Genomic DNA, 22737 nt, shown 5'->3' on the forward strand with positions numbered 1-22737 from the left:
CATATGCCAGTTGGCCGTATGTGACCGCAGGAGAGGATCAGCCAGGCTCCTCTCATGACGAAGATCAAGCGAAACGCGGCCCTGCTCACCGCCTCCGCGGCGGTCGTCGCCCTCGCCGCACCGCTGACCGCGACGGCCTCGACTCCGGACACCCCCGAACCCCTCGACTGGAAGACGTGCGAGGGCAGCGGCATCGACCCCCGCCAGGAGTGCGCGACCGTCGAGGTCCCGATGGACTACGCCCGCCCCGAGGGCAAGCAGATCGGCATCGCCGTCTCCCGCATCCCCAGCGAGAAGCCCGCGGCGCGCCGCGGCGCCCTGCTCCTCATCCCCGGCGGACCCGGCGGCTCCGGGATCAACAACCCCTCGGGCAAGGGGCAGAAGCTGCCGCAGGCGGTCCGGGACGCCTACGACCTGATCGGCTTCGACCCCCGGGGTCTCGGCCGCTCGTCCCCGGTCACCTGTGGCTTCGAACATGCCGACCTCGCCACATCAAGAATGCGTCCCTGGCCCGCGGCCGACGGTTCCATCACCGAGAACATGACCACGGCCCAGCGGATGTCGGACGCCTGCGCGCGCAACGGCGGCGACCTCATCCGCCACATCACCACCGCCAACCAGGCCCGCGACCTCGACCGCGTCCGGGAGGCGCTCGGCGAGCGGAAGGTCTCCGCGTGGGGCGTCTCGTACGGAACGTACGTCGGGGCGGTCTACAGCCAACTCTTCCCGCACCGCACCGACCGCATCGTCCTCGACAGCAATAACGACCCCGACCACACGCGGGTCTCCCGCAACTGGGTCGCGTCGAGCGAGGCAGGAGTCGAGGACACGTTCCCGGAGTTCGCCAAGTGGGCCTCCGCGCCCGGGAACCCGGACCGCCTGGCCGATACGGCTGCCGAGGTGCGTCCTCTGTTCCTGAAGCTGGCTGCCACGCTCGACCGCGAGCCGATCCCGTGGCCGGGCGCCAACCCGGAGGAACTCAACGGCAACGTATTGCGCCAGTCCCTCCTGAACACGCTCTACGACCCCGACGGCTTCCCCGGCCTGGCGAAGCTGATCCTCGCCGCCCGGCAGGGGAAGGTCCCCGCCGCGCCCCCGGCCCCGCCGGAGACGGTCGTCGAAAACTCCTTCGCGGTGGGTTCCGCGGTCCTCTGCAACGACATCGAGTGGCCCAAGTCGACAGCGGCGTACGAGAAGGCGGTCGCCGAGAGCCGGTCCAAGTACCCCCTGACCGCGGGGATGCCGAGGAACGCGATGCCGTGCGCCGCCTGGCCGTTCAGGCCCAAGGAGGCGCCGGTACGGATCACCGGCAGTGGCCCGTCCAACATCCTCCTCGTACAGAACGAGCGCGACCCGGCAACTCCGCTCAGCGGCGCCCTGAAGCTCCGTGCGGCACTTGGCAAGCGCGCCACCATGGTCACGGTCGACTCCACGGGTCACAACGCCTACCTCGCCAACGGCAACGAGTGCGGCGACCGGACCGTCTCCCACTACCTGGCGACGGGGGAGCGCCCGGGGCAGGACACCTACTGCGGCTAGCGCCCGACCCCAGGAAAGGTCAGGCAAGCAGCTCCGCGGTGTCGAGGAACGGCCGACCGAGCTCCTCCGCGCCGAAGCCGAGCACATAGAGGCCGGTGGACACCCGCTCGAGGAAGCCCCACTCCCAGACCGCCCGCTCGTCCACACCGGCCCGGTCCGCGAGCAGCGCACAGTACGAGCGGACCAGACCGCGTGCGGCGGCCCCGTCCATGCCCCTCAACTCCCCGCACCAGTCGCGGAGTACGACCCCGAGGTCGTACGCGGGATCGGCGAGGAACCCGTCGGGATCCACGAAGACGAACCCCGCATCGGCGCCGGCCCGAGGCGCGGTGACCCGCAGCGCGTTGCCGGGATGCGGGTCACCGTGCACGACCACACAACGGTCGGGATCGAACGCGGCGGCGCGACGCCCGGCGAACGTCAGCGCCTGGCTCACGACCCGCTCCGAACAGGGCCGCCCGAGCCGCTCCCACGACCGCCCGACCATCTCGCCCAGGGCGCGTGCCTTCTCCTGAGCCGGATCGACGGTCAGCTCCGCGGCGCGAGGTACCCGCCATGCGCGTCGGAGCATGGCGCACAGCGTCTCGATCTGCTCCCGAGGGGCGAGGCCGAGCCGGTCCATCGAGGGCCCGAGGGCTTCCTGGAGCATGGCGTGGCGCTTGAGGTCGCACGCGAGCAGCCGCACATACCCCTGGCCCTCCGCGAGACGCAGGGTCCGCACCTGACTCGCGAAGTCCGGTGAGGGAAGGGAGAGTTTGAGCACAGCTTCCCCTCCGTCACCGGTCCGCGCCCGCACCACATAGGAGGAGGTTCCACCGAGCAACGGCCGACCGACATCCACATCGATGGACCACCGACGCTCCAAATCATTGATGACTGATGCCAGTTCGGCGAGCCACTGCTCTCCGACGACTCCGAAGCTCCTGGCCTTCTGGCATACGAGGGGCCGGACTTCGACCGCGGGCTTGGTCACGGCGTCGATTATGACCGCCGGGAGTATTCGTCCGGCGGCTATAGGAGCGGCTAGGGCCTTAGGGCAGTGGGCCGCCGCGGGCGGTGGTCCACAGGGCGTACCACTCCTCGTGGGTGAGGTCGGGTTCGCGGTGCACGGCGTCCCGGCAGGCGCGGATGCGCTCGGGGCGGCTGGTGCCGATGACCGGTGCGATGTGCGCCGGGTGTCGCTGGAGCCACCACAGCAGGATCGTTTCCGGTGTTGTCCCCTTGCGGGTGGCGAGGTCGGCGACCAGGCGTGCGGTCGGTGAGTCGCCGCCGTCGGTGAAGCGGCCCCGGGCGAGAGCTCCCCAGGCCTGGAGCTGGATCCCGTTGGTGCCGCAGTACTCGAGCGTCCCGTGCGGGAAGCCGTTGCCCGCCGCGGCCGGGGTGTTCACGAGCACGCCCGCCTCGACCCAGTCGCGCCTCTCCAGGCTCATCTCCAGCTGGTTGGCGACAAGCGGTACGTCGAGATGCGCCCGCAGATGCTCGATCTGCGCGGCGCTCATGTTCGACACACCGAAGCGTCTCACCAGGCCCTGTCCGTGCAGTGAGGCAAGTGCCTTCGCGATCTCCTCCGGTCCCGTCAGCGGATCCGGCCGGTGCAGGAGCAGTACGTCGATCACGTCGGTGCGGAGCCGGGTGAGGCTCTCCTCGACGCGTCGGACGATGCTCGGCCCCCGCAGGTCGTACAGACCGGGCCTCTCACCGTCCGCGAGGCGGATGCCGCACTTGGTCTGCAGGACGATGCGCTCGCGCAGCCCGGACGCCCTGGCGAGCACCTCTCCGAAGACCGCCTCGGACTTGCCGTGCCGGTAGATGTCGGCCTGGTCGAACACTGTGATGCCGACGTCGAGCGACGCCTCCACGGCGGCCTCGGCCCCGGCGATGTCCTGGGCGGTGTACGGCGTGGTGTCCCAGGTGCCGCCGAGTCCCATGCACCCGTACAGCACACGGCTGGTGCGTACGTCGGTCTGTGATGCCATGTCACTTCCTCCGCTTCCGTGCGTGGTGAACCCGGCCATCGTGCCTCAGGGATGTGACGCGGCTGCCAAGGTGAGGGGCCACCGCGCTTGAGCGCACACCGGCGTGCTCCGGCCTATGCGGAGTGCTGTTCCGGCCTGCCGGAGGCGGTCGATTCGCGGACCACCAGTTCCGGCATGAAGACGAACTCGCTGTGCGGGGCCGGGGTCTTGCCGATCTCTTCCAGGAGGGTGCGGACCGAGGCCTGGCCCATCGCCTGGACCGGCTGGCGGATGGTGGTCAGCGGGGGATCGGTGAACGCGATGAGCGGGGAGTCGTCGTAGCCGACCACCGAGATGTCGCGCGGCACCTCCAAGCCCCGTTCCCTGGCGGCCCGGACGGCGCCGAGCGCCATCATGTCGCTGGCGCACACGATCGCCGTGCAGCCACGGCCGATCAGCGTGCCCGCCGCGGCCTGACCGCCCTCCAGGGTGTAGAGGGAGTGCTCGATGAGCTGCTCTGAGTCCGTGGACGACATCCCGAGGCGTTCGCGCATGCCGATCTGGAAGCCCTCGATCTTGCGCAGCACGGGCACGAAGCGCTTGGGACCCACCGCGAGTCCGATGCGGGTGTGGCCGAGGGAGGCCAGGTGAGTGACGGCGAGGCGGGCCGCGGCCCGGTCGTCCGTGGAGACGAAGGGGGCCTGCACCTTGGGCGAGAAGCCGTTGACGAGGACGAAGGGAACGCCCTTGCCGCGCAGCACTTCGTACCGCTCCATGTCGGCGGTGGTGTCGGCGTGCAGTCCCGAGACGAAGATGATCCCGGAGACTCCGCGGTCCACCAGCATCTCGGTGAGCTCGTCCTCGGTGGAACCGCCGGGCGTCTGGGTGGCGAGAACCGGCGTGTAGCCCTGGCGGGTCAGGGCCTGGGCGATGACCTGGGCGAGCGCGGGGAAGATCGGGTTGTCCAGCTCGGGTGTGATCAGGCCGACCAGGCCGGCGCTGCTGCGCTGCCGCAGCCGCGTGGGCCGTTCGAATCCGAGCATGTCCAGGGCGGCGAGGACGGATTCGCGGGTGGTCGCCGCCACACCGGGCTTGCCGTTGAGCACGCGGCTGACGGTGGCTTCACTCACCCCCGCCTGCGCTGCGATGTCGACGAGCCGTGCGGTCATGCAGGGACTGTACCGGTGAATGGCTGGATTGCACACAGGCTGTGAAAGCTTGCAGAAACTTTCGGTTCTGCAAGGAGCTTGCGGGGGCGTCGGGCGGGAGCAGGGGAGGGCAACTCCCACTTCAGGGGCCTGTCAAGCGCAGCAAAGGCAACCGTAAGGACACACGGCGGTAACGATCAGCAGGGCTTGCAGAAATTTCTCGCAAGGTCTTTCGGGCGCTTTTCAATCCTGTTACGTTCCGTGGCAACCCGGCGCCGCGTCGAGTGCGGCTTCGTTGGAGGCAGCTCAGTTGGGGGTGTCGCCTCCCCTTGTTCCGGGATCAGTTGAAGGAGTTCACATGCGGCGTGGCATAGCGGCCACCGCACTGGTCGGGGCCCTGGCTTTGACAGCGGCAGCGTGCGGTGGCGATGACAGTGACAGCGGCAGCAAGGGTTCGGGCAAGCTGTCCGGGACCGTCACTTTCTGGGACACCTCGAACGACGCGGAGAAGGGGACCTACGAGAAGCTGGCCAAGGGCTTCGAGAAGCTCCACCCGGACGTCAAGGTCAACTACGTCAGCGTCGCGTTCGGCGAGGCCAACGCCAAGTTCAAGAACGCCGCAGGAGGAAACTCCGGCGCCCCGGACGTGATGCGCACCGAGGTCGCCTGGGTCGCGGACTTCGCCAACCTGGGCTACCTCGCCCCGCTGGAGGGCACCCCCGCCCTCGACAAGGCGGACGACTACCTCCCGCAGGCCGCGGCGAGCACCAAGTTCAAGGGCAAGACCTACGCCGCCCCGCAGACCATCGACACCCTGGCGCTCTTCTACAACAAGAAGATGCTCAAGGAAGCCGGTGTCGAGGCGCCCAAGACCTTCGACGAGGTGAAGACCGCCGCGAAGAAGATCAAGTCGAAGTCCGGCAAGACAGGCCTCTACCTGCGCGGCGACGACCCGTACTACTACCTCCCGTACCTCTATGGAGAGGGCGGCGACCTCCTCGACACCAAGAACAAGAAGGTCACCGTCGACGCCCCCCAGGGCGCCGCGGCCTTCAAGGTGATGAAGGACCTGGTCGACTCCAAGGCGGCCACCACCGACGCGAGCGACGGCTACAACAACCAGCTGAACGCCTTCAAGGACGGCGACGTCGCGATGGCGCTCGACGGCCCCTGGTCCATCGAAGGCGCCCTCCAGGGCAAGGAGTTCAAGGGCGACAAGGCCAACCTCGGCATCGCCCCTGTCCCCGGCGGCAGTGACCGCCAGGCCTCCCCGCAGGGCGGCTGGAACCTCGCCGCCTACGCCGGGTCCAAGAACCTCGACGCGAGCTACGAGTTCATCAAGTACATGAGCTCGGCCAAGGTGCAGCAGCAGACCACCGAGAAGCTGAGCCTGCTGCCCACCCGTACCTCGGTGTACGACGTGAAGTCCGTCAAGGACAACCAGATGGTGCAGTTCTTCAAGCCGGCCGTGGACAAGTCCGTCGAGCGTCCGTGGATCCCGCAGGCCAACGCCCTGTTCGAGCCGATCAGGCTCCAGATGGAGAAGGTGCTCAGCGGCAAGACCTCGCCCGACAGTGGGGCGAAGGGTGTCGGCGACGCCTACCGCAAGCTCCTGAAGGACTACAAGTAAATGGCTGTTGACAGCAGCCAGTCGCTGGCCAAGGCCGCGGACGCCCACAGCGTCCGCGGCCGCGGCCCGCGGACCGGCAAGACCCCCGGACGGCTGCGCAGGTCGCTGTCCACCCACTGGTACGCCTGGGCCATGGTCGCCCCCGTGGTGGCCGTGATCGGCGTGATCATCGGATACCCGCTGGTGCGGGGCCTCTACCTCTCGACGACCGACGCCAACGAGGCGAACGTCGAGCGCACCATCGGTATGAACCACATCCCGGCGACCTACAAGTCCGCCGGTCTGGACAACTACACCGCGATCCTCTCCGACAGTGTCTTCTGGGACCGGCTGACCTGGACCATCGTCTGGACCGTCTCCTGCGTCGCGATCTCCTTCGCGCTCGGCCTCGCCCTGGCGAACATGCTCAACCGCAAGCTGGCGGGACGCTCCCTCTACCGGATGGCGCTGATCCTGCCCTGGGCGGTGCCCGCCTTCGTCTCCGTCTTCACCTGGCGCCTGCTCTTCAACGAGAAGAACGGCATCCTCAACAAGATCCTCGCCGGTGGCGGCATCGACGCGATCCCGTGGCTCAACGATCCCACCTGGGCCAAGCTCTCGGTGATCACGGTCAACGTCTGGCTCGGCGTCCCGTTCATGCTGGTCGCCATGCTCGGCGGACTCCAGTCCATCCCCGCCGAGCTCTACGAAGCGGCCGAGATGGACGGCGCGAACGCCTGGCAGCGCTTCCGGAACATCACCCTGCCCGGCCTGCGGACCGTCAGCAGCACCGTCATCCTGATCAGCGGCATCTGGACCTTCAACATGTTCCCGGTGATCTTCCTGCTCACCCGGGGCGGTCCGGGAGACTCCACCGAGATCCTGGTGACGTACGCCTACCGGCTCTCGTTCGTCGTGAGCCCGCGCGACTTCGCGAGCTCCGCCGCCTGGGGCGTCGTCATTCTGCTGCTCCTTTCGCTCTTCGCGGTCGTCTACCGCCGCGCGCTCCGCAAGCAGGGAGAAGTGTGGTGACCACGATGACCGACAGGAAGACCCCGTCCCAGAGCGGGCCGAAGTCCCAGAACCGGCCCAAGGCGAAGGTCAGGGAGCGCGGCGAACGCGGCCCACTGGCCTCGGTCGCGCTCCATGTGGGCCTGCTGCTCGCCTCCGCCACCGCGGTGCTTCCGCCGCTGTGGCTCCTCATCACCTCGTTCAAGCCGACGAGCGAGGCGTTCTCCACCGACCTGGTCAAGGACTTCACGTTCCGCAATTACGACCACGTCGTCAACGACACCGAGTTCCTGAGCTGGTTCGGAAACTCCCTGTTCGTCGTGGGACTGACCACGGTGATCGGCGTCTTCATCTCCGCGACCACCGGCTACGCCGTCAGCCGCTTCAAGTTCCCCGGCATGCGGTCGCTGATGTGGCTCCTCCTGATCACCCAGATGTTCCCCGTCGCGGTGCTCATCGTGCCGCTCTACAACCTCCTGGCGAGCCTCGGCCTGCTCAACCAGCCCGTCGGCCTGGTCGTCACCTATCTGACGATCGCCGTGCCGTTCTGCGCCTGGATGATGAAGGGGTACTTCGACACCATCCCGGTGGAGATCGACGAGGCGGGCAGGGTGGACGGGCTCAACCCGTTCGGCACCTTCTGGCGGCTCATCGTGCCGCTGGCCAAGCCCGGTCTCGCCGTGACCGGCTTCTACAGCTTCATCACCGGCTGGGCCGAAGTCGCCTACGCATCCGCCTTCATGACCGGCGAGGAGAACCTCACCCTGGCGGGCGGCCTCCAGACCTTCGTCAATCAGTACACCAGCGACTGGGGCTCGCTCACCGCATCGGCCGTGATCGTCGCGGTGCCCGCCGCGGTGATCTTCGGCTTCGTCCAGCGCCACCTCGTCTCCGGACTCACGGCCGGCGCGACGAAGTCCTGACACGAAGTCCTGGCACGAAGTCCTGGCACGAAGTCCTGAACGCGAAGTCCTGAAACGGCACGCACCCCCCTCGCACTCGATTCGATCTCAGGGAAGACATGACCCAGCATCTCGCTGCCCCTGCAGCCCCCGCCTCCGGCAGCCACACGGACTGGTGGCGCGGCGCGGTGATCTACCAGGTCTATCCGCGCAGCTTCGCCGACGGCAACGGCGACGGAATGGGTGACCTGGACGGCATCCGCGCCCGCCTTCCTTACCTCAGGGACCTGGGCGTCGACGCCGTATGGCTGAGCCCCTTCTACTCGTCGCCGCAGGCCGACGCGGGCTACGACGTGGCCGACTACCGAGCGATCGACCCGATGTTCGGCAGCCTTCTCGACGCCGACGCCCTGCTGCGGGACGCCCGTGAGCTGGGCCTGCGCATCATCGTCGACCTGGTGCCCAACCACTCGTCCGACCGGCACGACTGGTTCCAGCGCGCCCTGCGAGAGGGCCCCGGTTCGCCCCTGCGCGAGCGCTACCACTTCCGCCCCGGCAAGGGCGAGAACGGCGAACTGCCGCCCAACGACTGGGAGTCCGTCTTCGGCGGCCCGGCCTGGACGCGTACGCCGGACGGCGAGTGGTACCTGCACCTCTTCGCCCCCGAGCAGCCCGACTTCAACTGGGAACACCCCGCCGTCCACGACGAGTTCCGCTCCATCCTGCGCTTCTGGCTGGACATGGGCGTCGACGGCTTCCGCGTGGACGTCGCCCACGGCCTGGTCAAGGCCGAAGGCCTGCCCGACATCGGCCGCAGCGACCAGCTCAAGCTGCTCGGCAACGACGTCATGCCGTTCTTCGACCAGGACGGCGTGCACGAGATCTACCGCAGCTGGCGCAAGGTCCTCACCGAGTACGCGGGCGAGCGCATTCTCGTCGCCGAGGCGTGGACGCCCACCGTCGAGCGCGCAGCCGCCTACGTACGCCCGGACGAGATGCACCAGGCCTTCAACTTCCAGTACCTGGGCACCCACTGGGACGCCGCGGAGCTGCGCGAGGTCATCGACGTGTCGCTCGCCGCGATGCGTCCCGTCGGCGCCCCCGCCACCTGGGTGCTCTCCAACCACGACGTCACCCGCCACGCCACCCGGTTCGCCAACCCTCCCGGGCTCGGCACCCAGCTGCGCACCGCAGGTGACCGCGAGCTGGGCCTGCGGCGCGCCCGCGCCGCCTCGCTCCTCATGCTGGCGCTGCCCGGATCCGCGTACGTCTACCAGGGCGAGGAGCTCGGTCTGCCGGACGTCACCGAGCTGCCCGACGAGGTGCGCCAGGATCCTTCGTTCGTCAGGGCGAGCGGTCAGGACGGGTTCCGCGACGGCTGCCGGGTGCCGATCCCGTGGACCGTCGACGGATCCAGTCACGGATTCGGCTCTGGCGGCAGCTGGCTGCCGCAGCCCGAAGGCTGGGGCGAACTCAGCGTCGAGGCCCAGACCGGAGACCCGGCGTCGACCCTTGAGCTGTACCGCAGCGCGCTCTCCCTGCGCCGCACGCAGCCAGGGCTCGGCGCGGGCGACTCGCTGGAGTGGCTCGAAGCCCCCGAGGGCGTACTCGCCTTCCGCCGCGAGGCCTTCGTGTGCACGGCCAACACCACCGGCGCGGCGGTACGGATCCCGGCCCCAGGCCGGATCCTCCTTGCCAACGCCGAGGTGGAGACGGTGGACGGCAAGGTCGAGCTGCCCGCCGACACCACCGTCTGGTGGGCGGTGTGACCCTTTCCCCGCCGCGGTCCGCCGACCGGGGAGAGGGGGGAGGCCGGTCGGACCGGGGCGCCCCGCGGCTCGCGGACATCGCGGCCCAGTCCGGCGTCAGCGAAGCCACCGCGAGCCGGGTGCTCAACGGCAAGCCGGGGGTGGCCGCGGGCACCCGGCGTCGAGTGCTCGCCGCCCTCGACGTCCTTGGCTACGAGCGGCCCGTACGGCTCAAGCCGCGCAGCGCCGGTCTGGTCGGCCTGGTCATCCCCGAGCTCAGCAACCCGATCTTCCCGGCCTTCGCGCAGGTCGTCGAGCAGGTCCTGTCCGGGCACGGCTACACGCCGATGCTGTGCACCCAGATGCCGGACGGGGCCAGCGAGGACGAGCTGGTGGAGCAGTTGGAGGAGCGCCGGGTCAGCGGAATCGTCTTCCTCTCCGGACTGCACGCCGACACCTCGGCCGATCCCGCCCGGTATCTCGAACTGCACGCGCGCGGTGTGCCGTTCGTCCTGATCAACGGCTACAACGAGCACATCCCGGTGTCCTTCGTCTCGCCCGACGACCGCGCGGCCGCGCGGATGGCGGTACGTCACCTCGTCGACCTGGGTCACCGGCGGATCGGGCTCGCCATCGGCCCCACCCGCTACGTCCCCTCGCTGCGCAAGGCGGAGGGGTTCACGGCGGCGCTGCACGCGCTGCTCGGCCTGGAACAGGGGGAGGCCGAACAGCTCGTGCAGCGCACGCTGTTCACGGTCGAGGGCGGGCACGCGGCGGCGAGCGCCCTGCTCGACCAGGGGTGCACGGCGATGGTCTGCGGCAGCGACATGATGGCCCTCGGCGCCGTCCGTGCGGCGCGCGAACGCGGCCTTTCGGTGCCCGGCGACGTCTCCGTGGTCGGTTTCGACGACTCGCCCCTGATCGCGTTCACGGACCCGCCGCTCACCACGGTGCGCCAGCCGGTGCAGGCGATGGCGAGCGCCGCCGTGGGCGCGCTCGTCGAGGAGCTGCACGGAAATCCCGTACAGCACACGGAGTTCGTGTTCCAGCCCGAGCTGGTGGTGCGCGGCTCCACGGCGCAGCCGCGGCGCTGAGAGGGAGTCCCCCGGAGCCGCCCTGTTCGGGCAGCGGGGTCATGGTGTGGCTCCGGGGCCTCCCCGTCTCATGACTCCGGTCCGAACGGCCGGGCGCGTGGGGCCCTTTGCCGGGTCCCCCGGCCGCCCGGACCGGAGTTGTGGTTGAACGTAACACCGTCGCAATGTCTTGCGAAAGGTTTTGCGGTGCATGAACTCCCGGGATTCCGCATCTGACACGAGTCTGACGCGAGAGTGTGCGCGGAGGGTTGACCGGGGTTCCCGGGGGTCGTACGGTCACGACCGAAATCGGCGTTGAAATGTTTCTGCAACATCCTTCAACGGCCTTACGGGCACGGCGCGTTGCCGGACAAGGTCACACCTGACTCATGCAAAGGTCACACCTCACTCATGCAGGAGGCCCTCATGGCTGGCCGAAAGACCAGAGTCCGCAGACCCGTCGCCGCCGCGCTCGCCCTGGTGGCGGGCGCCGCGGGCAGCATCGTCGCCGGAGCCCCGCAGGCGCAGGCCGCCCCGCCCGGCGCCAAGGACGTCACCGCCGTGCTCTTCGAGTGGAAGTTCGACTCGGTGGCCAAGGCGTGCACGCAGCAGCTCGGCCCCGACGGCTACGGCTACGTACAGGTCTCCCCGCCCCAGGAACGTATCCAGGGCGAGGCATGGTGGACCGCCTACCAGCCCGTGAGCTACAAGATCGGCACCCGGCTCGGCGACCGGACCGCGTTCAAGAACATGGTCGACACCTGCCACGCGGCCGGGGTGAAGGTCGTCGCCGACGCGGTGATCAACCACATGACGAACGCCTCCGGCACCGGCTCGGCGGGATCCTCCTTCACCAAGTACGACTACCCGGGCACGTACTCGGGCGCCGACATGGACAACTGCCGCTCGGACATCAGCAACTACCAGGACCGCTGGAACGTCCAGAACTGCGAACTGGGCGGCCTCGCCGACCTCGACACGGGTGAGGAATACGTCCGGGGGAGGATCGCCGGCTACCTGAACGACCTGCTCTCACTCGGCGTCGACGGCTTCCGTGTCGACGCGGCCAAGCACATCGCCGTGGACGACCTGAAGAACATCAAGTCGCGCCTGACCAACCCCGGCGCCTACTTCAAGCAGGAGACGATCTACGGCTCGGGCGAGGCGGTCTCCCCGAGCGAGTACACGGCCACCGGAGACCCCCAGGAGTTCCGCTACGGCTGGGACCTGAAGCGCGTCTTCAACAACGAGAAGCTCGCCTACCTGAAGAACTTCGGTGAGGGCTGGGGCTACCTGCCCAGCGGTTCGGCCGCCGTCTTCGTCGCCAACCACGACACCGAGCGGCACGGACAGACCCTCAACTACAAGGACGGCGCGAACTACACCCTCGCCCACGTCTTCATGCTGGCCCTGCCCTACGGCGCACCGGACGTGCACTCCGGCTACGAGTTCAGCAGCATCGACGCGGGACCGCCCAACGGCGGGCAGATGAACGCCTGCTACAGCGACGGCTGGAAGTGCCAGCACGCCTGGCCCGAGATCAAGAGCATGGTCAAGTTCCGCAACACCGCACGCGGTACCGGCATGACCAACTGGTGGGACAACGGCAACAACGCCATCGCGTTCGGCCGCGGCGACAAGGCGTACGTGGCCATCAACCACGAGGGCTCAGCGGTCAACCGGACCTTCCAGACGTCCCTCGCCGCGGGCAGCTACTGCGACGTGCAGAGCGGCAGGAGCGTCACCGTCAACGGCTCGGGCCAGTTCACGGCGACCGTGGCGCCGAACACCGCCCTTGCCCTGCACACCGGGGCCAGGAGCTGCTGAGGGCTGATCGCCCTGCATGACCGCCCTGTATGACCGGCCGCCCGGCCTCCGCTTCCCCGCCGCCGGGCGGTCCTGCTCCCGTACCCCGCACGCTTCCACCCCCGTATTTCCCGTCATGCATCCGCAAGTCATCCGCAAGGAGAACCACCCTTGACCGGCTCCCCGCGTCGCACCGCTGCGATCACGGCCCTCGCCCTGCTCGCCGCGGTCGCACCCCTGACGTCCTCGGCCACCGCCGCGCCCCGAGCACCGGCCGCCGCCGACGCGCCCGCCGAGCTCGATCTGTCCATGTCCAAGGCGCAGTGGGTGGACAAGAACACCGTCGCCTGGGATGTCCAAGGCGCTGCCAAGTCCCAGGAGTTGGTGTACGCACGTGACGGGGGGCTGACCGTCAAGGACGGCGAACTCGCGGGTGAGGGGCGGCGGATACGCCTGGACCCGGTTGCGGGCGGCCTCACCGAGGGCCAGCGGAAGAAGTATCCGCACCTGAAGAAGTACGCGGCCTTCACCGTCGACCCGCGCGACCGCGACCAGGTCCGCCGTGCCCTCACCGGCCAGATCGTCGCGGTCCGAAAGGACGCCGACGGCACCCTGCTCAGTGCCACCGGCGTCCAGACCCAGGGCGTCCTCGACGACCTCTACAGCGCCACCGCCACCAAGGCCGCCCTCGGCCCGCAGTTCCGCCACGGCCGCCCCACCCTCGCCCTGTGGGCACCCACCGCCCAGTCCGTCAGTCTCGAACTCGACGGCAAGCACGTGGCCATGCGGCGCGACGACGCCAGCGGCGTGTGGTCCGTCACCGGCGACAGGAGCTGGTCGGGCAAGCAGTACCGGTACGTCGTGAAGGTATGGGCGCCCAGCGTCCAGAAGGTCGTCACCAACAAGGTCACCGACCCCTACTCCACCGCGCTCACCGCCGACTCGGAGCGCAGCATCGCCGTCGACCTCGACGACCCGAAGCTCGCGCCCGAGGGCTGGGATCGGCTGAAGAAGCCGAAGGCGACGCCCTTGCGCGACGCGCAGATCCAGGAACTGCACATCCGCGACTTCTCCGTCGAGGACCGCACGGCGAAGCACCCCGGCAAGTACCAGGCCTTCACCGACACGGCGTCCGACGGCATGAAGCACCTGCGGAAGCTGGCCAAGGCGGGTACGTCCTACGTGCATCTGCTGCCCGCGTTCGACATCGGCACCATCCCCGAGCGCGCCGCCGACCAGGCCGAACCCGACTGCGACCTGACGGCACCCGCCCCGGAATCCGACGAGCAGCAGGCCTGCGTCACCAAGACAGCCGCCAAGGACGCCTACAACTGGGGCTACGACCCGCTGCACTACACCGTGCCCGAGGGCAGCTACGCGAGCGACCCCGCAGGGACCCGCCGTACGGTCGAGTTCCGTGAGATGGTCCAGGGCCTCAACGGCTCAGGCCTGCGCACCGTGATGGACGTCGTCTACAACCACACCGTCGCCAGCGGCCAGGCCGACAAGTCCGTCCTCGACAAGATCGTGCCCGGCTACTACCAGCGGCTGATGGACGACGGCACGGTTGCCACCTCCACCTGCTGCGCCAACACCGCCCCCGAGAACGCCATGATGGGCAAGCTCGTGGTCGACTCGCTTGTCACCTGGGCCAGGGAGTACAAGGTCGACGGCTTCCGCTTCGACCTGATGGGACACCACCCCAAAGCCAACATCCTGGCCGTCCGCAAGGCCCTGGACGCGCTGACCCTCAAGAAGGACGGCGTCGACGGGAAGAAGATCGTCCTCTACGGAGAGGGCTGGAACTTCGGCGAGATCGCGGATGACGCCCGCTTCGTCCAGGCCACCCAGAAGAACATGGCGGGCACGGGCATCGCCACCTTCTCCGACCGTGGCCGCGACGCGGTGCGCGGCGGCGGCCCCTTCGACGAGGACCCCGGCGTCCAGGGCTTCGCCAGCGGCCTGTTCACCGACCCCAACGCGTCCGAGGCGAATGGCACCCCGGCCGAGCAGAAGGCACGGCTCCTGCACTACCAGGACCTGCTCAAGGTGGCCCTGACCGGCAATCTCGCCGGGTACACGTTCACCGACTCCGCCGGAAAGCGGGTCAAGGGCTCCGAGGTCGACTACAACGGCGCCCCGGCCGGATACGCGGCGGCCCCCGGTGACGCCCTCTCCTACGCCGACGCCCACGACAACGAATCGCTGTACGACGCGCTCGCCTTCAAGCTCCCCGCGGACACCACGGCCGCCGAGCGCTCCCGCATGCAGGTGCTCGCGATGGCGACCTCGACCCTGGCCCAGGGCCCGTCCCTCTCCCAGGCCGGCAGCGACCTGCTGCGCTCCAAGTCCCTCGACCGCAACTCCTACGACAGCGGCGACTGGTTCAACGCCCTGCACTGGAACTGCCAGGACGGCAACGGCTTCGGCCGCGGTCTGCCCCCGGCCGCCGACAACAAGGACAAGTGGATCTACGGAATGCCCCTGCTGACGTCCGCGTCCCTGACTCCGGGCTGCGCGGAGATCAACGGCACATCGGCCGCCTACCAGGACCTGGTCACGCTGCGCGCGACCGAGCCCGCGTTCTCCCTTGCCACGGCGGGACGGGTGCAGTCCCGGCTCTCCTACCCGCTCTCCGGGACATCCGCCGAGACCCCCGGCGTGATCACCATGGAGGTCGGGAACCTCGTGGTCGTCTTCAACGCGACCCCGGACGCGCAGAAGCAGCGCGTGACGGCCGTGAAGAACACCGCGTACAAGCTCCACCCCGTCCAGGCGAACGGCGCCGACCCGGTGGTCAAGTCATCCTCGTACGAAAGGAGTTCAGGCACCTTCAGTGTCCCCGCCCGCACGGTAGCCGTCTTCGAGCGGGGCTGAACAAGGGGCCCGACCCGGCCCCGCTACTGATTCGATCCGGGCTGATGGCGCGTCGGCCCTCCCGCGTACCCCACTACGTACAGGAGGATCCATGACGCACCCCAGAGCCATCGGAAAGTCCAGAGCGCTTCTGGCCGCCGTCCTGGCCGCGCTGTTCCTGACAATGCTCCCCAGTGTCGGCGGCGCGGACAGGGCGGCGGGGGACACCCGGAACGTGGCTGCCGAGGCGGAATCCGCAAGCATGCTGGGCGGCGACCCGCGCAAGGACTCCATCTACTTCGCCATGACCGCGCGCTTCAGCGACGGCGACACATCGAACAACCGCGGAGGCAACCAGCACACGTCGTCCGGGAACGCGGCCAACGACGACCCCATGTTCCGCGGGGACTTCAAAGGCCTCGCCGAGAAGCTGGACTACATCAAGGGCCTCGGCTTCTCGGCGATCTGGATCACCCCGGTGGTCATGAACCGGTCGGACTACGACTACCACGGCTACCACGGATACGACTTCTACAAGATCGACCCGCGCCTGGAGTCGGACGGCGTCTCCTATCAGCGGCTGATCGACCGGGCGCACGCCAAGGGCATGAAGATCTACCAGGACGTCGTCTACAACCACAGCTCGCGCTGGGGCGCCAAGGGCCTCTTCACCCCGACCGCGTTCGGCGTCCAGGACGAGGACTGGGGTGACTACTACGACGACAAGGTCGAGGGGAAGCAGTACGACCCGCTCGACGAGGACGCGCAGGGCAACCCCTACAACGGCGACCGCTGGTCCACCGCGGAACCGGCGGGCAACACCTGCAAGGACTGGGGCAAGCAGTCAGGCACAGGGTCGGACGGCCGCAAGATCTACAACTGCCAGTGGCCGAGCCCCACGTCGGGCATGTTCCCCAAGGACAAGTACCACCAGTGCTGGATCGGCAACTGGGAGGGCGAGGACTCGCGCAGCTGCTGGCTCCACGACGACCTGGCGGACTTCAACACCGAGAACACCGATGTGCAGCAGTACCTGATCGACGCCTACAACAAGTACATCGACATGGGCGTGGACGGCTTCCGCATCGACACCGCCGTGCACATCCCGCGCACCACCTGGAACCGGCGCTTCCTGCCCGCGCTGCACGACAAGCTGGTGGCGAAGTACGGCGCGGACAAGGCCGACGACTTCTATGTGTTCGGCGAGGTCGCGGCCTTCGTCAACGACAAGTGGAACCGTGGCTCGGTCAACCACTCCGGGCAGTTCTACACGTGGAAGGAGCGCAAGGAGTACAGCGCCGACGACGCCGCGGCCGCCCTGGAGATGTACGCGTACGAACAGGCGCAGGGCACCGGCAACCAGCCCACCAGTAACAACGCCTTCCTGGACGGGAATTCCTACCACGCCCCCGACCGCACGAAGTTCTCCGGGATGAATGTCATCGACATGCGCATGCACATGAACTTCGGCGACGCCCCGAACGCGTACAACAACGGCAAGGACTCCGACGACTCCGTCAACGACGCGACGTACAACGCCGTGTACGTCGACAGTCATGACTACGGCCCGAACAAGTCCTCCACCCGTTACGCGGGCGGCACCGAAGCCTGGGCCGAGAACATGGCCCTGATGTGGACCTTCCGCGGCATCCCGACCCTCTACTACGGCTCGGAGATCGAGTTCCAGAAGGGCAAGCAGATCGACTGCGGCCCCAAGTGCCCGCTGGCCACCACGGGCCGCGCCTACTACGGCGACCACCTCGAAGGCAGCGTCACCGCATTGGAGTTCGGCACGGTCGACAGCGCGAGCGGAGAAGTCGCCAGGACTCTGGATCAGCCCCTGGTCAAGCACGTGCAGCGGCTCAACCAGATCCGCAGGGCCGTGCCCGCGCTCCAGTCGGGCCAGTACTCGACCGAGGGCATCAACGGACAGATGGCCTACAAGCGCCGCTACACATCGGGCTCCGTCGACAGCTTCGCCCTCGTCACCGTCTCCGGTGAGGCGAGCTACAGCGGCATCCCCAACGGCACGTACACCGACGCCGTCACCGGCGACAAGAAGACCGTGACCGACGGCAAGCTCTCCGTCGCCGCTCCTGGCAAGGGCAACCTGCGCGCCTACGTCCTCGACCTGCCGGGCAACCCGGCACCGGGCAAGGTCGGCTCGGACGGCCCGTACCTCAAGTAGTTCTCCACGCATCCACCTGTCCCTCAAGAGGCAGGTGGATCAGTCCGGCTTCCGTCGGCCGGAAGCCACAGGCGTCGAAATAGAACCCTCGCAGCCCGGGTTCGAAGTCGACGTGCAGCCACTCGCAGCCCGCCACGCGCGCGTGTTCCGCCGCCAGACGGACGACCGACGTCGCGATACCGCGATGCTGGTGCGAACCCCGGGTCTTCGTGTCGATCAGGAAGGCGTGGTCTCCGCCGTCCCACGCCACGTTCACGAATCCGACAAGGAAGCCCTCGCCGTCACGGGCACCCACCCAGCCCAGGCTGTGCTCCTTGACCTTGTTCCACCAACCGGCGACAGCATCGCCGCCGTGCGACCGGACGAGGTCGGCCAACTCCTCGTCACTGATGGGGTCGCGCCATACGTAGGAGATCGCTCCGCTCATGCTGCCAGCGTCGCCGACCGGTTCCTGGCGGGACAACACATTAACGAGCGGGTAGCCCAAGCCCGTCTGGGTCTGCGTACAGACTCAGTACGGAACAGACCATCCTCACGCACTCTCGATCGCCCAAAGGCGCCGCGCTATCAGCTAACTGTCACTATCTGCGGGGCCGCGCCGCCGTGGGTACGGACCGCTAGCGTGTGCCCCGCACTTGACACTTGTTCCCGTCAGGCCATTTCGGCCTCGGAGGTGAGAGATGGCGGATACCGGCTCGGCGTCGGTCGGTACGATCCCGGTCCAGCACCTCCGGGCGGGCGACCACGCTTTCGTCAGTTACGCCGACGACGATGCGGGCCGCGACGTAGTGTCCGCGTTCGCGTGGGCGGGGCTCGTGAAGCGCGAGAAGGTGATGGTCTTCGCCGCTCCGCACATGGAAACGGAGGAGGTGTGGAACCGCCTTGACGCGCCGGGAGCCCTGCTGGGTGCCGCACGCCAACACGGGCAGCTGGTGCTCAGCAGTATGCGTGCCCTCATCCGGCCCCAGGACGCGTTCACTTCTCGCCGCCAGTGGGAGCGCATCACAGAGGAGACCGACAGAGCCCTGGCCGAGGGCTACAGCGGGCTGCGCACGTATATCGACATGCACTGGGTGGGGGACTTGGGCGCCGATGTCAACGTGATGATGGACCGCGAATCCCACGCCCAGCATCTCTTCACCGACCGCCCCTACACCGAGATCTGCGCCTACGACAGCCGCTGGTTCGACCCCGATGTCCTCACCGCCATGCACACGGCTCACCCCTGCCGACTGCTGCCTCATCTGGGCGCCCTGCACGTGGAACATTCGTACGGCATGGTGCAGTTGGCCGGTGAGGCGGACATCGCCACCAGGGAGCAATTCATCGGCGCCGTGCGCGACGGGTTCCGGCGCGGCGGGTACGACCGGCCGCTGACAGTGGACCTGTCCGGCCTGATCTTCCTCGGTGTCGCCTGTGCGGTGGACCTGCTGCGGCTGGTTCTGGAGCATGGGCAGGGCCCGGTCAGAGTCGACTGTCCACCGACACCGGCCCGCATACTGCGCCGAGCAGGTGCGAACCAGGTGCCCCAGCTGGTGATCAACGAGGTGGGCCGCTGATGTCGACAGAGCCCGGGGCCCCCGAAGCCGCTCCCGTCACCTTGTTGGAATCATCCTTCAACCAGAACGACCTGCCCCGGCTCCGTATGCTCGTCGAACAGTTCGCGGGCCACCAAGGGCTTCCCGAACCGCGGCGCAGCGAATTCATCGCGGCCCTGGACGCCGTCGCGGTCAACGCGGTCGAGCACGCGGGAGGTGGCGGCACGCTGGTCCTGCAGCGCAGCAACGGCCATCTGGCCTGCCACATCCACGACGTGGGACCCGGCTTCAGCGCCGACGTTGTCCCTGAACTGGCGCCCGGCCTCGACTGCGACACGGTCGGGCGAGGACTGTGGCTCGCAGGTCTGCTCACCGACGAGCTCACCATCGAGGCGGGCCCGAGCGGGGCCATGGTGACCCTGGCCGTGCGACTGCCCCAATAGCGGGGGTCACGCCATGCCCCAGTCCTTTCAGCTGCGGCGCCGCAGTTTGACGGTGTAGTTGGTCCGGGTGGAGGGTCCTCCGTCGGGGGCCGTCAGGGAGTGTTCGTGCGTGTCGCAGACGAGTACGTCCCACTGCCCGGCCGGCAGGTCGAGAGAGGCCAGGACCTTCTGAGGGGTCGGGAAGTCCACCCCGGGGTGCGGTTCGGTCTCCCAGGCGGGGAAGCCCATGTGGCCCACGATCAGGAGGGTGCCGCCCCGCGCGACGGCCGCTGCGGCGTTCCGCAGGATCTCCTCGCGCGGCATCTCGTGGAGGGAGTGCAGGAACTGGGCGGAGACCAGGTCGTAGCTGCCGGTCGGGGAGGACGTACCGAGATCGTGGTGCTGCCATTCGACACGGTCGGCGACCTGCGCCTGATCCGCGTGCTCGGCCGCACGGCCGAGGGCGACGCGGGAGATGTCGGTGGCGGTGACGCGCCAGCCCTGCCGCGCGAGCCAGATCGCGTCGCCCCCCTCCCCGCAGCCCAGGTCCAGGGCGCTGCCCGGCGTCAGCCCTTCGGTCTCGCGGACGAGTGCGGCATTGGGCTCCCCGCTCCACAGGCGGCCGCTCTGGGTGTAGCGCTCGTCCCAGAACGCTTCGGCCGATTCGGTGGCGGTGGCGGGCGCTGTGGTGGGGGCGGAGGCGGTGTGGGTGTTGCCGGTGCCGGTGCTTGCACCGGTGCTGGTGTTCTGGTCGCTCATGTGGGCTCCTTCTGCTCTGAGACAACCCTGCGCCCGGCCACGTCAGCTTGACAAAGATATTTGCCGCGACGGCAAATAGAGGGATGAGCGACGAAGCCGATCTCACTGATGTGCTGACCTCCGTCGGTCCGCGGCTGCGGGCACTGCGGAAGGCGCGGGGAGCTACCCTGGCCCGGCTGAGCGAGGAGACGGGGATCTCCCTGAGCACGCTCTCGCGCCTTGAGGCCGGACAGCGCGAGCCGACCCTGAAGCTCCTGCTTCCACTGGCCAGGGCGTACGGCGTACCGCTCGACGAACTGGTCGGCGCTCCCCAGACGGGCGACCCGCGCATCCACCCGCGGCCCTTCATGCGCCACGGCAACACCTGGGTCCCCCTGACCCGGTACCTCGGCGGAATGCACGCCTACAAGCAAGTCATGCCGGTCGCCAAACACGGCACCCGGCAGACCACACGCCCCGAGCAGGGCATGCACGAGGGCTACGAGTGGCTCTACGTCCTCTCCGGGCGCCTGCTCCTTGCCCTGGGCGACCACGACCTCGTCCTCACCGCGGGCGAAGCCGCCGAGTTCGACACACGCACCCCGCACGGCTTCGCCAACGCCGGTGACATCCCCGTCGAATTCCTCGCCCTGTACGGGGCTCAGGGCGAGCGCATGCACGTACGTGTCAGGCCGGGCAACGGAGACGAAGCCGGTGGGGAGTAGCCCGCCCTTCTCCACGTGTCCGGCCAACCCTCGCCGGTCGGTCGGTGAGACCCTTTGGACATGCCAGAAGCAGTCGACGCCCCCGTCATCCTGAGCAACGCACCCGGTTCCTTCCCCCGGAGCGTGCTCGCCGAGCGGCATCCGGCGCTGATCAAAAAGGTGCGGGACGCCTTCCCCTACGGGCCGCGCCAGCATCGTGCCCTCGACGCCCTGCTGACGCAGGCCACGGAGGGGGTGATCGAACCACTGGGCCCCGAAGCGCACGACCGCCACCTGTGGGAGGCCTGGGGGCGCGAGTACGTCGGCCTGACGTGGTTCGACGCGCCGTTCCTCTGGGCCGAGAGCTACTTCTACCGCCAACTCCTCTCGGCTATCGGGTACTTCGATGCCGGTCCCTGGCAAGGGATCGATCCGTTCCGCCCGTTCAAGCAGGCGGAGCTCCACACAGGGGAGGCCGACGAGGAGTTGGCCGCGCTCGATGGCCTTGCTGCGCGGCCCGTCGACGAGCAGCGTCAGGCGCTGCTGCTCGGCTCGCTGTGGGGCAACCGCGCGGACCTGGGATTCGCCGTGGGCGGCGGCTCGGCCGGGGTCGCCGACTCGCGCCTCGTCGCGGACGACTCCGCGCTGCTGTGGTCCCTGCTGCCCGAGGGCGGCGCCGCCACGCTGTGCCTGGTCGCGGACAACGCCGGGCGAGAGCTCCTGCCCGACCTCATCCTCATCGACCACCTCCTGCGGCATCAGCGCGCCGAGCAGGTCCTGCTGCACGTCAAGCCGTACCCGTACTACGTCTCGGACGCCATGACCGCAGACGTGATCGACTGCCTGCGCCACCTGACCGGCGCGCGGGGCGCCGCTGCGGAGGTGGGGGAGCGCCTGTGGTCCGCCATGGGCACCGGCGCTCTCGCCGTCCGCAGCCACGCCTTCTCCTGCGCCCCGCTGCCGTACGCGCGGATGCCCGACGACCTGCGCCAGGAGTTCGCGGAGGCCGACGTGACCGTCATGAAGGGCGACCTGAACTACCGGCGCCTGGTCGGCGACCAGCTGTGGCCCGCCACCACACCGTTCGAGGAGCGCACCGCGTACTTCCCCGGCCCGGTGGCCGCACTGCGGACACTGAAGTCCGACGTGATCGTCGGACTCGACGCGCGGACCGAAGCGACACTCGTCGCCGAGCACGGCCAGGGGTGGCGCACCAGCGGCACCCACGCCCTGATCCAGGCGCGCCCGTGACCCGAAAGGCTTTGCCTTTCAGGTCAGCGGTCGTTATCGTTTCGAACTGTCCTGTTGTCTCCGATAGAGGTGGACGTTGCGCATCTGAGGTTCGCGATCATCGCGCCGTACGGCCCTTCGCCGTACGCCCGTCACGCCGCAGCCGGCCTTGCCGTGCCGCCCGTGACCCCGCGTGGATGCGACCTCGGTGCATGAGCCGTCCCTCGATCTCCAGGACCGCCGCACCTCTCTCTTTCTCGGCCGGTCGCC

General features: G+C 68.6%; 16 protein-coding genes and 2 pseudogenes. 13 read left to right on the forward strand and 5 right to left on the reverse strand.

The annotated features are described in order from the left end of the window. The first annotated feature begins 54 nt into the window (after nucleotides 1–54). The gene (locus ACWFRJ_RS24085) at nucleotides 55–1539 is read left to right on the forward strand and encodes an alpha/beta hydrolase (RefSeq protein ID WP_453534433.1); all 1485 of its coding nucleotides are present in this window, start codon (nucleotides 55–57) and stop codon (nucleotides 1537–1539) included. A gap of 19 nt (nucleotides 1540–1558) precedes the next feature. Here the strand turns inward: ACWFRJ_RS24085 and ACWFRJ_RS24090 are convergent, their stop codons facing one another. The 3 genes from ACWFRJ_RS24090 to ACWFRJ_RS24100 all read right to left on the reverse strand — a co-directional run bounded on the left by ACWFRJ_RS24090 (nucleotide 1559) and on the right by ACWFRJ_RS24100 (nucleotide 4663). Further along, the gene (locus ACWFRJ_RS24090) at nucleotides 1559–2512 is read right to left on the reverse strand and encodes an aminoglycoside phosphotransferase family protein (RefSeq protein WP_453534436.1); all 954 of its coding nucleotides are present in this window, start codon (nucleotides 2510–2512) and stop codon (nucleotides 1559–1561) included. Between the two features lie 58 nt (nucleotides 2513–2570). Next, a complete protein-coding gene (locus ACWFRJ_RS24095; RefSeq protein WP_453534439.1) occupies nucleotides 2571–3515 on the reverse strand; it encodes an aldo/keto reductase in 945 nt (314 codons plus the stop codon). A 113-nt stretch (nucleotides 3516–3628) separates the two neighbouring features. Then, a complete protein-coding gene (locus tag ACWFRJ_RS24100) occupies nucleotides 3629–4663 on the reverse strand; it encodes a LacI family DNA-binding transcriptional regulator (RefSeq protein WP_453534442.1) in 1035 nt (344 codons plus the stop codon). A gap of 337 nt (nucleotides 4664–5000) precedes the next feature. On the opposite strand from ACWFRJ_RS24100, the gene ACWFRJ_RS24105 reads away from it, so the two are divergent. From ACWFRJ_RS24105 to ACWFRJ_RS24140, 8 genes and pseudogenes are all read left to right on the forward strand, one after another. Then, nucleotides 5001–6272, forward strand: coding sequence for an extracellular solute-binding protein (locus ACWFRJ_RS24105; RefSeq protein WP_453534445.1), 1272 nt, complete (start codon nucleotides 5001–5003; stop codon nucleotides 6270–6272). Beyond that, nucleotides 6273–7283, forward strand: coding sequence for a carbohydrate ABC transporter permease (locus ACWFRJ_RS24110; protein WP_453534447.1), 1011 nt, complete (start codon nucleotides 6273–6275; stop codon nucleotides 7281–7283). It abuts the gene before it with no gap. Nucleotides 7284–7288: 5 nt separating this feature from the next. Continuing rightward, nucleotides 7289–8185: a sugar ABC transporter permease gene (locus tag ACWFRJ_RS24115; protein WP_453534655.1), complete on the forward strand. Its 897-nt coding sequence runs from the start codon at nucleotides 7289–7291 to the stop codon at nucleotides 8183–8185. A 98-nt stretch (nucleotides 8186–8283) separates the two neighbouring features. Further along, nucleotides 8284–9933, forward strand: a complete 1650-nt coding sequence (locus ACWFRJ_RS24120; protein WP_453534450.1) for a glycoside hydrolase family 13 protein — start codon at nucleotides 8284–8286, stop codon at nucleotides 9931–9933. Beyond that, on the forward strand, nucleotides 9918–11006 hold the full coding sequence (locus ACWFRJ_RS24125; protein ID WP_453534658.1) for a LacI family DNA-binding transcriptional regulator: 1089 nt from the start codon (nucleotides 9918–9920) through the stop codon (nucleotides 11004–11006). Before ACWFRJ_RS24120 ends, ACWFRJ_RS24125 begins: the two co-directional genes overlap by 16 nt. A gap of 405 nt (nucleotides 11007–11411) precedes the next feature. Next, nucleotides 11412–12809, forward strand: a pseudogene (locus ACWFRJ_RS24130) (alpha-amylase); the annotation flags it as partial. A 153-nt stretch (nucleotides 12810–12962) separates the two neighbouring features. Continuing rightward, nucleotides 12963–15668, forward strand: a complete 2706-nt coding sequence (gene pulA / locus ACWFRJ_RS24135) for a pullulanase-type alpha-1,6-glucosidase (protein WP_453534453.1) — start codon at nucleotides 12963–12965, stop codon at nucleotides 15666–15668. A gap of 184 nt (nucleotides 15669–15852) precedes the next feature. After that, nucleotides 15853–17835, forward strand: a pseudogene (locus ACWFRJ_RS24140) (alpha-amylase family glycosyl hydrolase); the annotation flags it as partial. Here ACWFRJ_RS24140 and ACWFRJ_RS24145 read toward each other — a convergent pair. Next, entirely contained in the window at nucleotides 17828–18262 is a 435-nt protein-coding gene (locus tag ACWFRJ_RS24145; RefSeq protein WP_453534455.1) for a GNAT family N-acetyltransferase, read from the reverse strand. The pseudogene ACWFRJ_RS24140 and the gene ACWFRJ_RS24145 overlap by 8 nt on opposite strands. A 253-nt stretch (nucleotides 18263–18515) precedes the next feature. On the opposite strand from ACWFRJ_RS24145, the gene ACWFRJ_RS24150 reads away from it, so the two are divergent. Together ACWFRJ_RS24150 and ACWFRJ_RS24155 are read left to right on the forward strand one after the other, a co-directional pair. Further along, nucleotides 18516–19394, forward strand: a complete 879-nt coding sequence (locus ACWFRJ_RS24150) for an MEDS domain-containing protein (RefSeq protein WP_453534458.1) — start codon at nucleotides 18516–18518, stop codon at nucleotides 19392–19394. Next, on the forward strand, nucleotides 19394–19816 hold the full coding sequence (locus ACWFRJ_RS24155) for an ATP-binding protein (protein ID WP_453534461.1): 423 nt from the start codon (nucleotides 19394–19396) through the stop codon (nucleotides 19814–19816). The genes ACWFRJ_RS24150 and ACWFRJ_RS24155 overlap by 1 nt, the downstream gene beginning before the upstream one ends. A 27-nt stretch (nucleotides 19817–19843) precedes the next feature. Here ACWFRJ_RS24155 and ACWFRJ_RS24160 read toward each other — a convergent pair whose 3' ends face one another. After that, the gene (locus ACWFRJ_RS24160) at nucleotides 19844–20554 is read right to left on the reverse strand and encodes a class I SAM-dependent methyltransferase (protein WP_453534464.1); all 711 of its coding nucleotides are present in this window, start codon (nucleotides 20552–20554) and stop codon (nucleotides 19844–19846) included. 83 nt (nucleotides 20555–20637) lie between these two features. On the opposite strand from ACWFRJ_RS24160, the gene ACWFRJ_RS24165 reads away from it, so the two are divergent. Both ACWFRJ_RS24165 and ACWFRJ_RS24170 read left to right on the forward strand, forming a co-directional pair. Continuing rightward, a complete protein-coding gene (locus ACWFRJ_RS24165) occupies nucleotides 20638–21258 on the forward strand; it encodes a helix-turn-helix domain-containing protein (protein WP_453534467.1) in 621 nt (206 codons plus the stop codon). A 60-nt stretch (nucleotides 21259–21318) separates the two neighbouring features. Beyond that, complete coding sequence (locus ACWFRJ_RS24170) at nucleotides 21319–22488, forward strand: damage-control phosphatase ARMT1 family protein (protein WP_453534471.1); 1170 nt, start codon at nucleotides 21319–21321, stop codon at nucleotides 22486–22488. Nucleotides 22489–22737 lie beyond the last annotated feature (249 nt).

Source organism: Streptomyces sp. NPDC055239, assembly GCF_053606205.1.

What these genes read in the sequence shown, in the direction of transcription:
- ACWFRJ_RS24120 (WP_453534450.1), top strand. Translation starts at nt 8,284, where the DNA reads ATGACCCAGCATCTCGCTGCCCCTGCAGCCCCCGCCTCCGGCAGCCAC.
- ACWFRJ_RS24100 (WP_453534442.1), bottom strand. Translation starts at nt 4,663, where the DNA reads ATGACCGCACGGCTCGTCGACATCGCAGCGCAGGCGGGGGTGAGTGAA.
- ACWFRJ_RS24105 (WP_453534445.1), top strand. Translation starts at nt 5,001, where the DNA reads ATGCGGCGTGGCATAGCGGCCACCGCACTGGTCGGGGCCCTGGCTTTG.
- ACWFRJ_RS24095 (WP_453534439.1), bottom strand. Translation starts at nt 3,515, where the DNA reads ATGGCATCACAGACCGACGTACGCACCAGCCGTGTGCTGTACGGGTGC.
- ACWFRJ_RS24155 (WP_453534461.1), top strand. Translation starts at nt 19,394, where the DNA reads ATGTCGACAGAGCCCGGGGCCCCCGAAGCCGCTCCCGTCACCTTGTTG.
- ACWFRJ_RS24160 (WP_453534464.1), bottom strand. Translation starts at nt 20,554, where the DNA reads ATGAGCGACCAGAACACCAGCACCGGTGCAAGCACCGGCACCGGCAAC.
- ACWFRJ_RS24150 (WP_453534458.1), top strand. Translation starts at nt 18,516, where the DNA reads ATGGCGGATACCGGCTCGGCGTCGGTCGGTACGATCCCGGTCCAGCAC.
- ACWFRJ_RS24170 (WP_453534471.1), top strand. Translation starts at nt 21,319, where the DNA reads ATGCCAGAAGCAGTCGACGCCCCCGTCATCCTGAGCAACGCACCCGGT.
- ACWFRJ_RS24085 (WP_453534433.1), top strand. Translation starts at nt 55, where the DNA reads ATGACGAAGATCAAGCGAAACGCGGCCCTGCTCACCGCCTCCGCGGCG.
- ACWFRJ_RS24165 (WP_453534467.1), top strand. Translation starts at nt 20,638, where the DNA reads ATGAGCGACGAAGCCGATCTCACTGATGTGCTGACCTCCGTCGGTCCG.
- ACWFRJ_RS24115 (WP_453534655.1), top strand. Translation starts at nt 7,289, where the DNA reads ATGACCGACAGGAAGACCCCGTCCCAGAGCGGGCCGAAGTCCCAGAAC.
- ACWFRJ_RS24110 (WP_453534447.1), top strand. Translation starts at nt 6,273, where the DNA reads ATGGCTGTTGACAGCAGCCAGTCGCTGGCCAAGGCCGCGGACGCCCAC.
- ACWFRJ_RS24145 (WP_453534455.1), bottom strand. Translation starts at nt 18,262, where the DNA reads ATGAGCGGAGCGATCTCCTACGTATGGCGCGACCCCATCAGTGACGAG.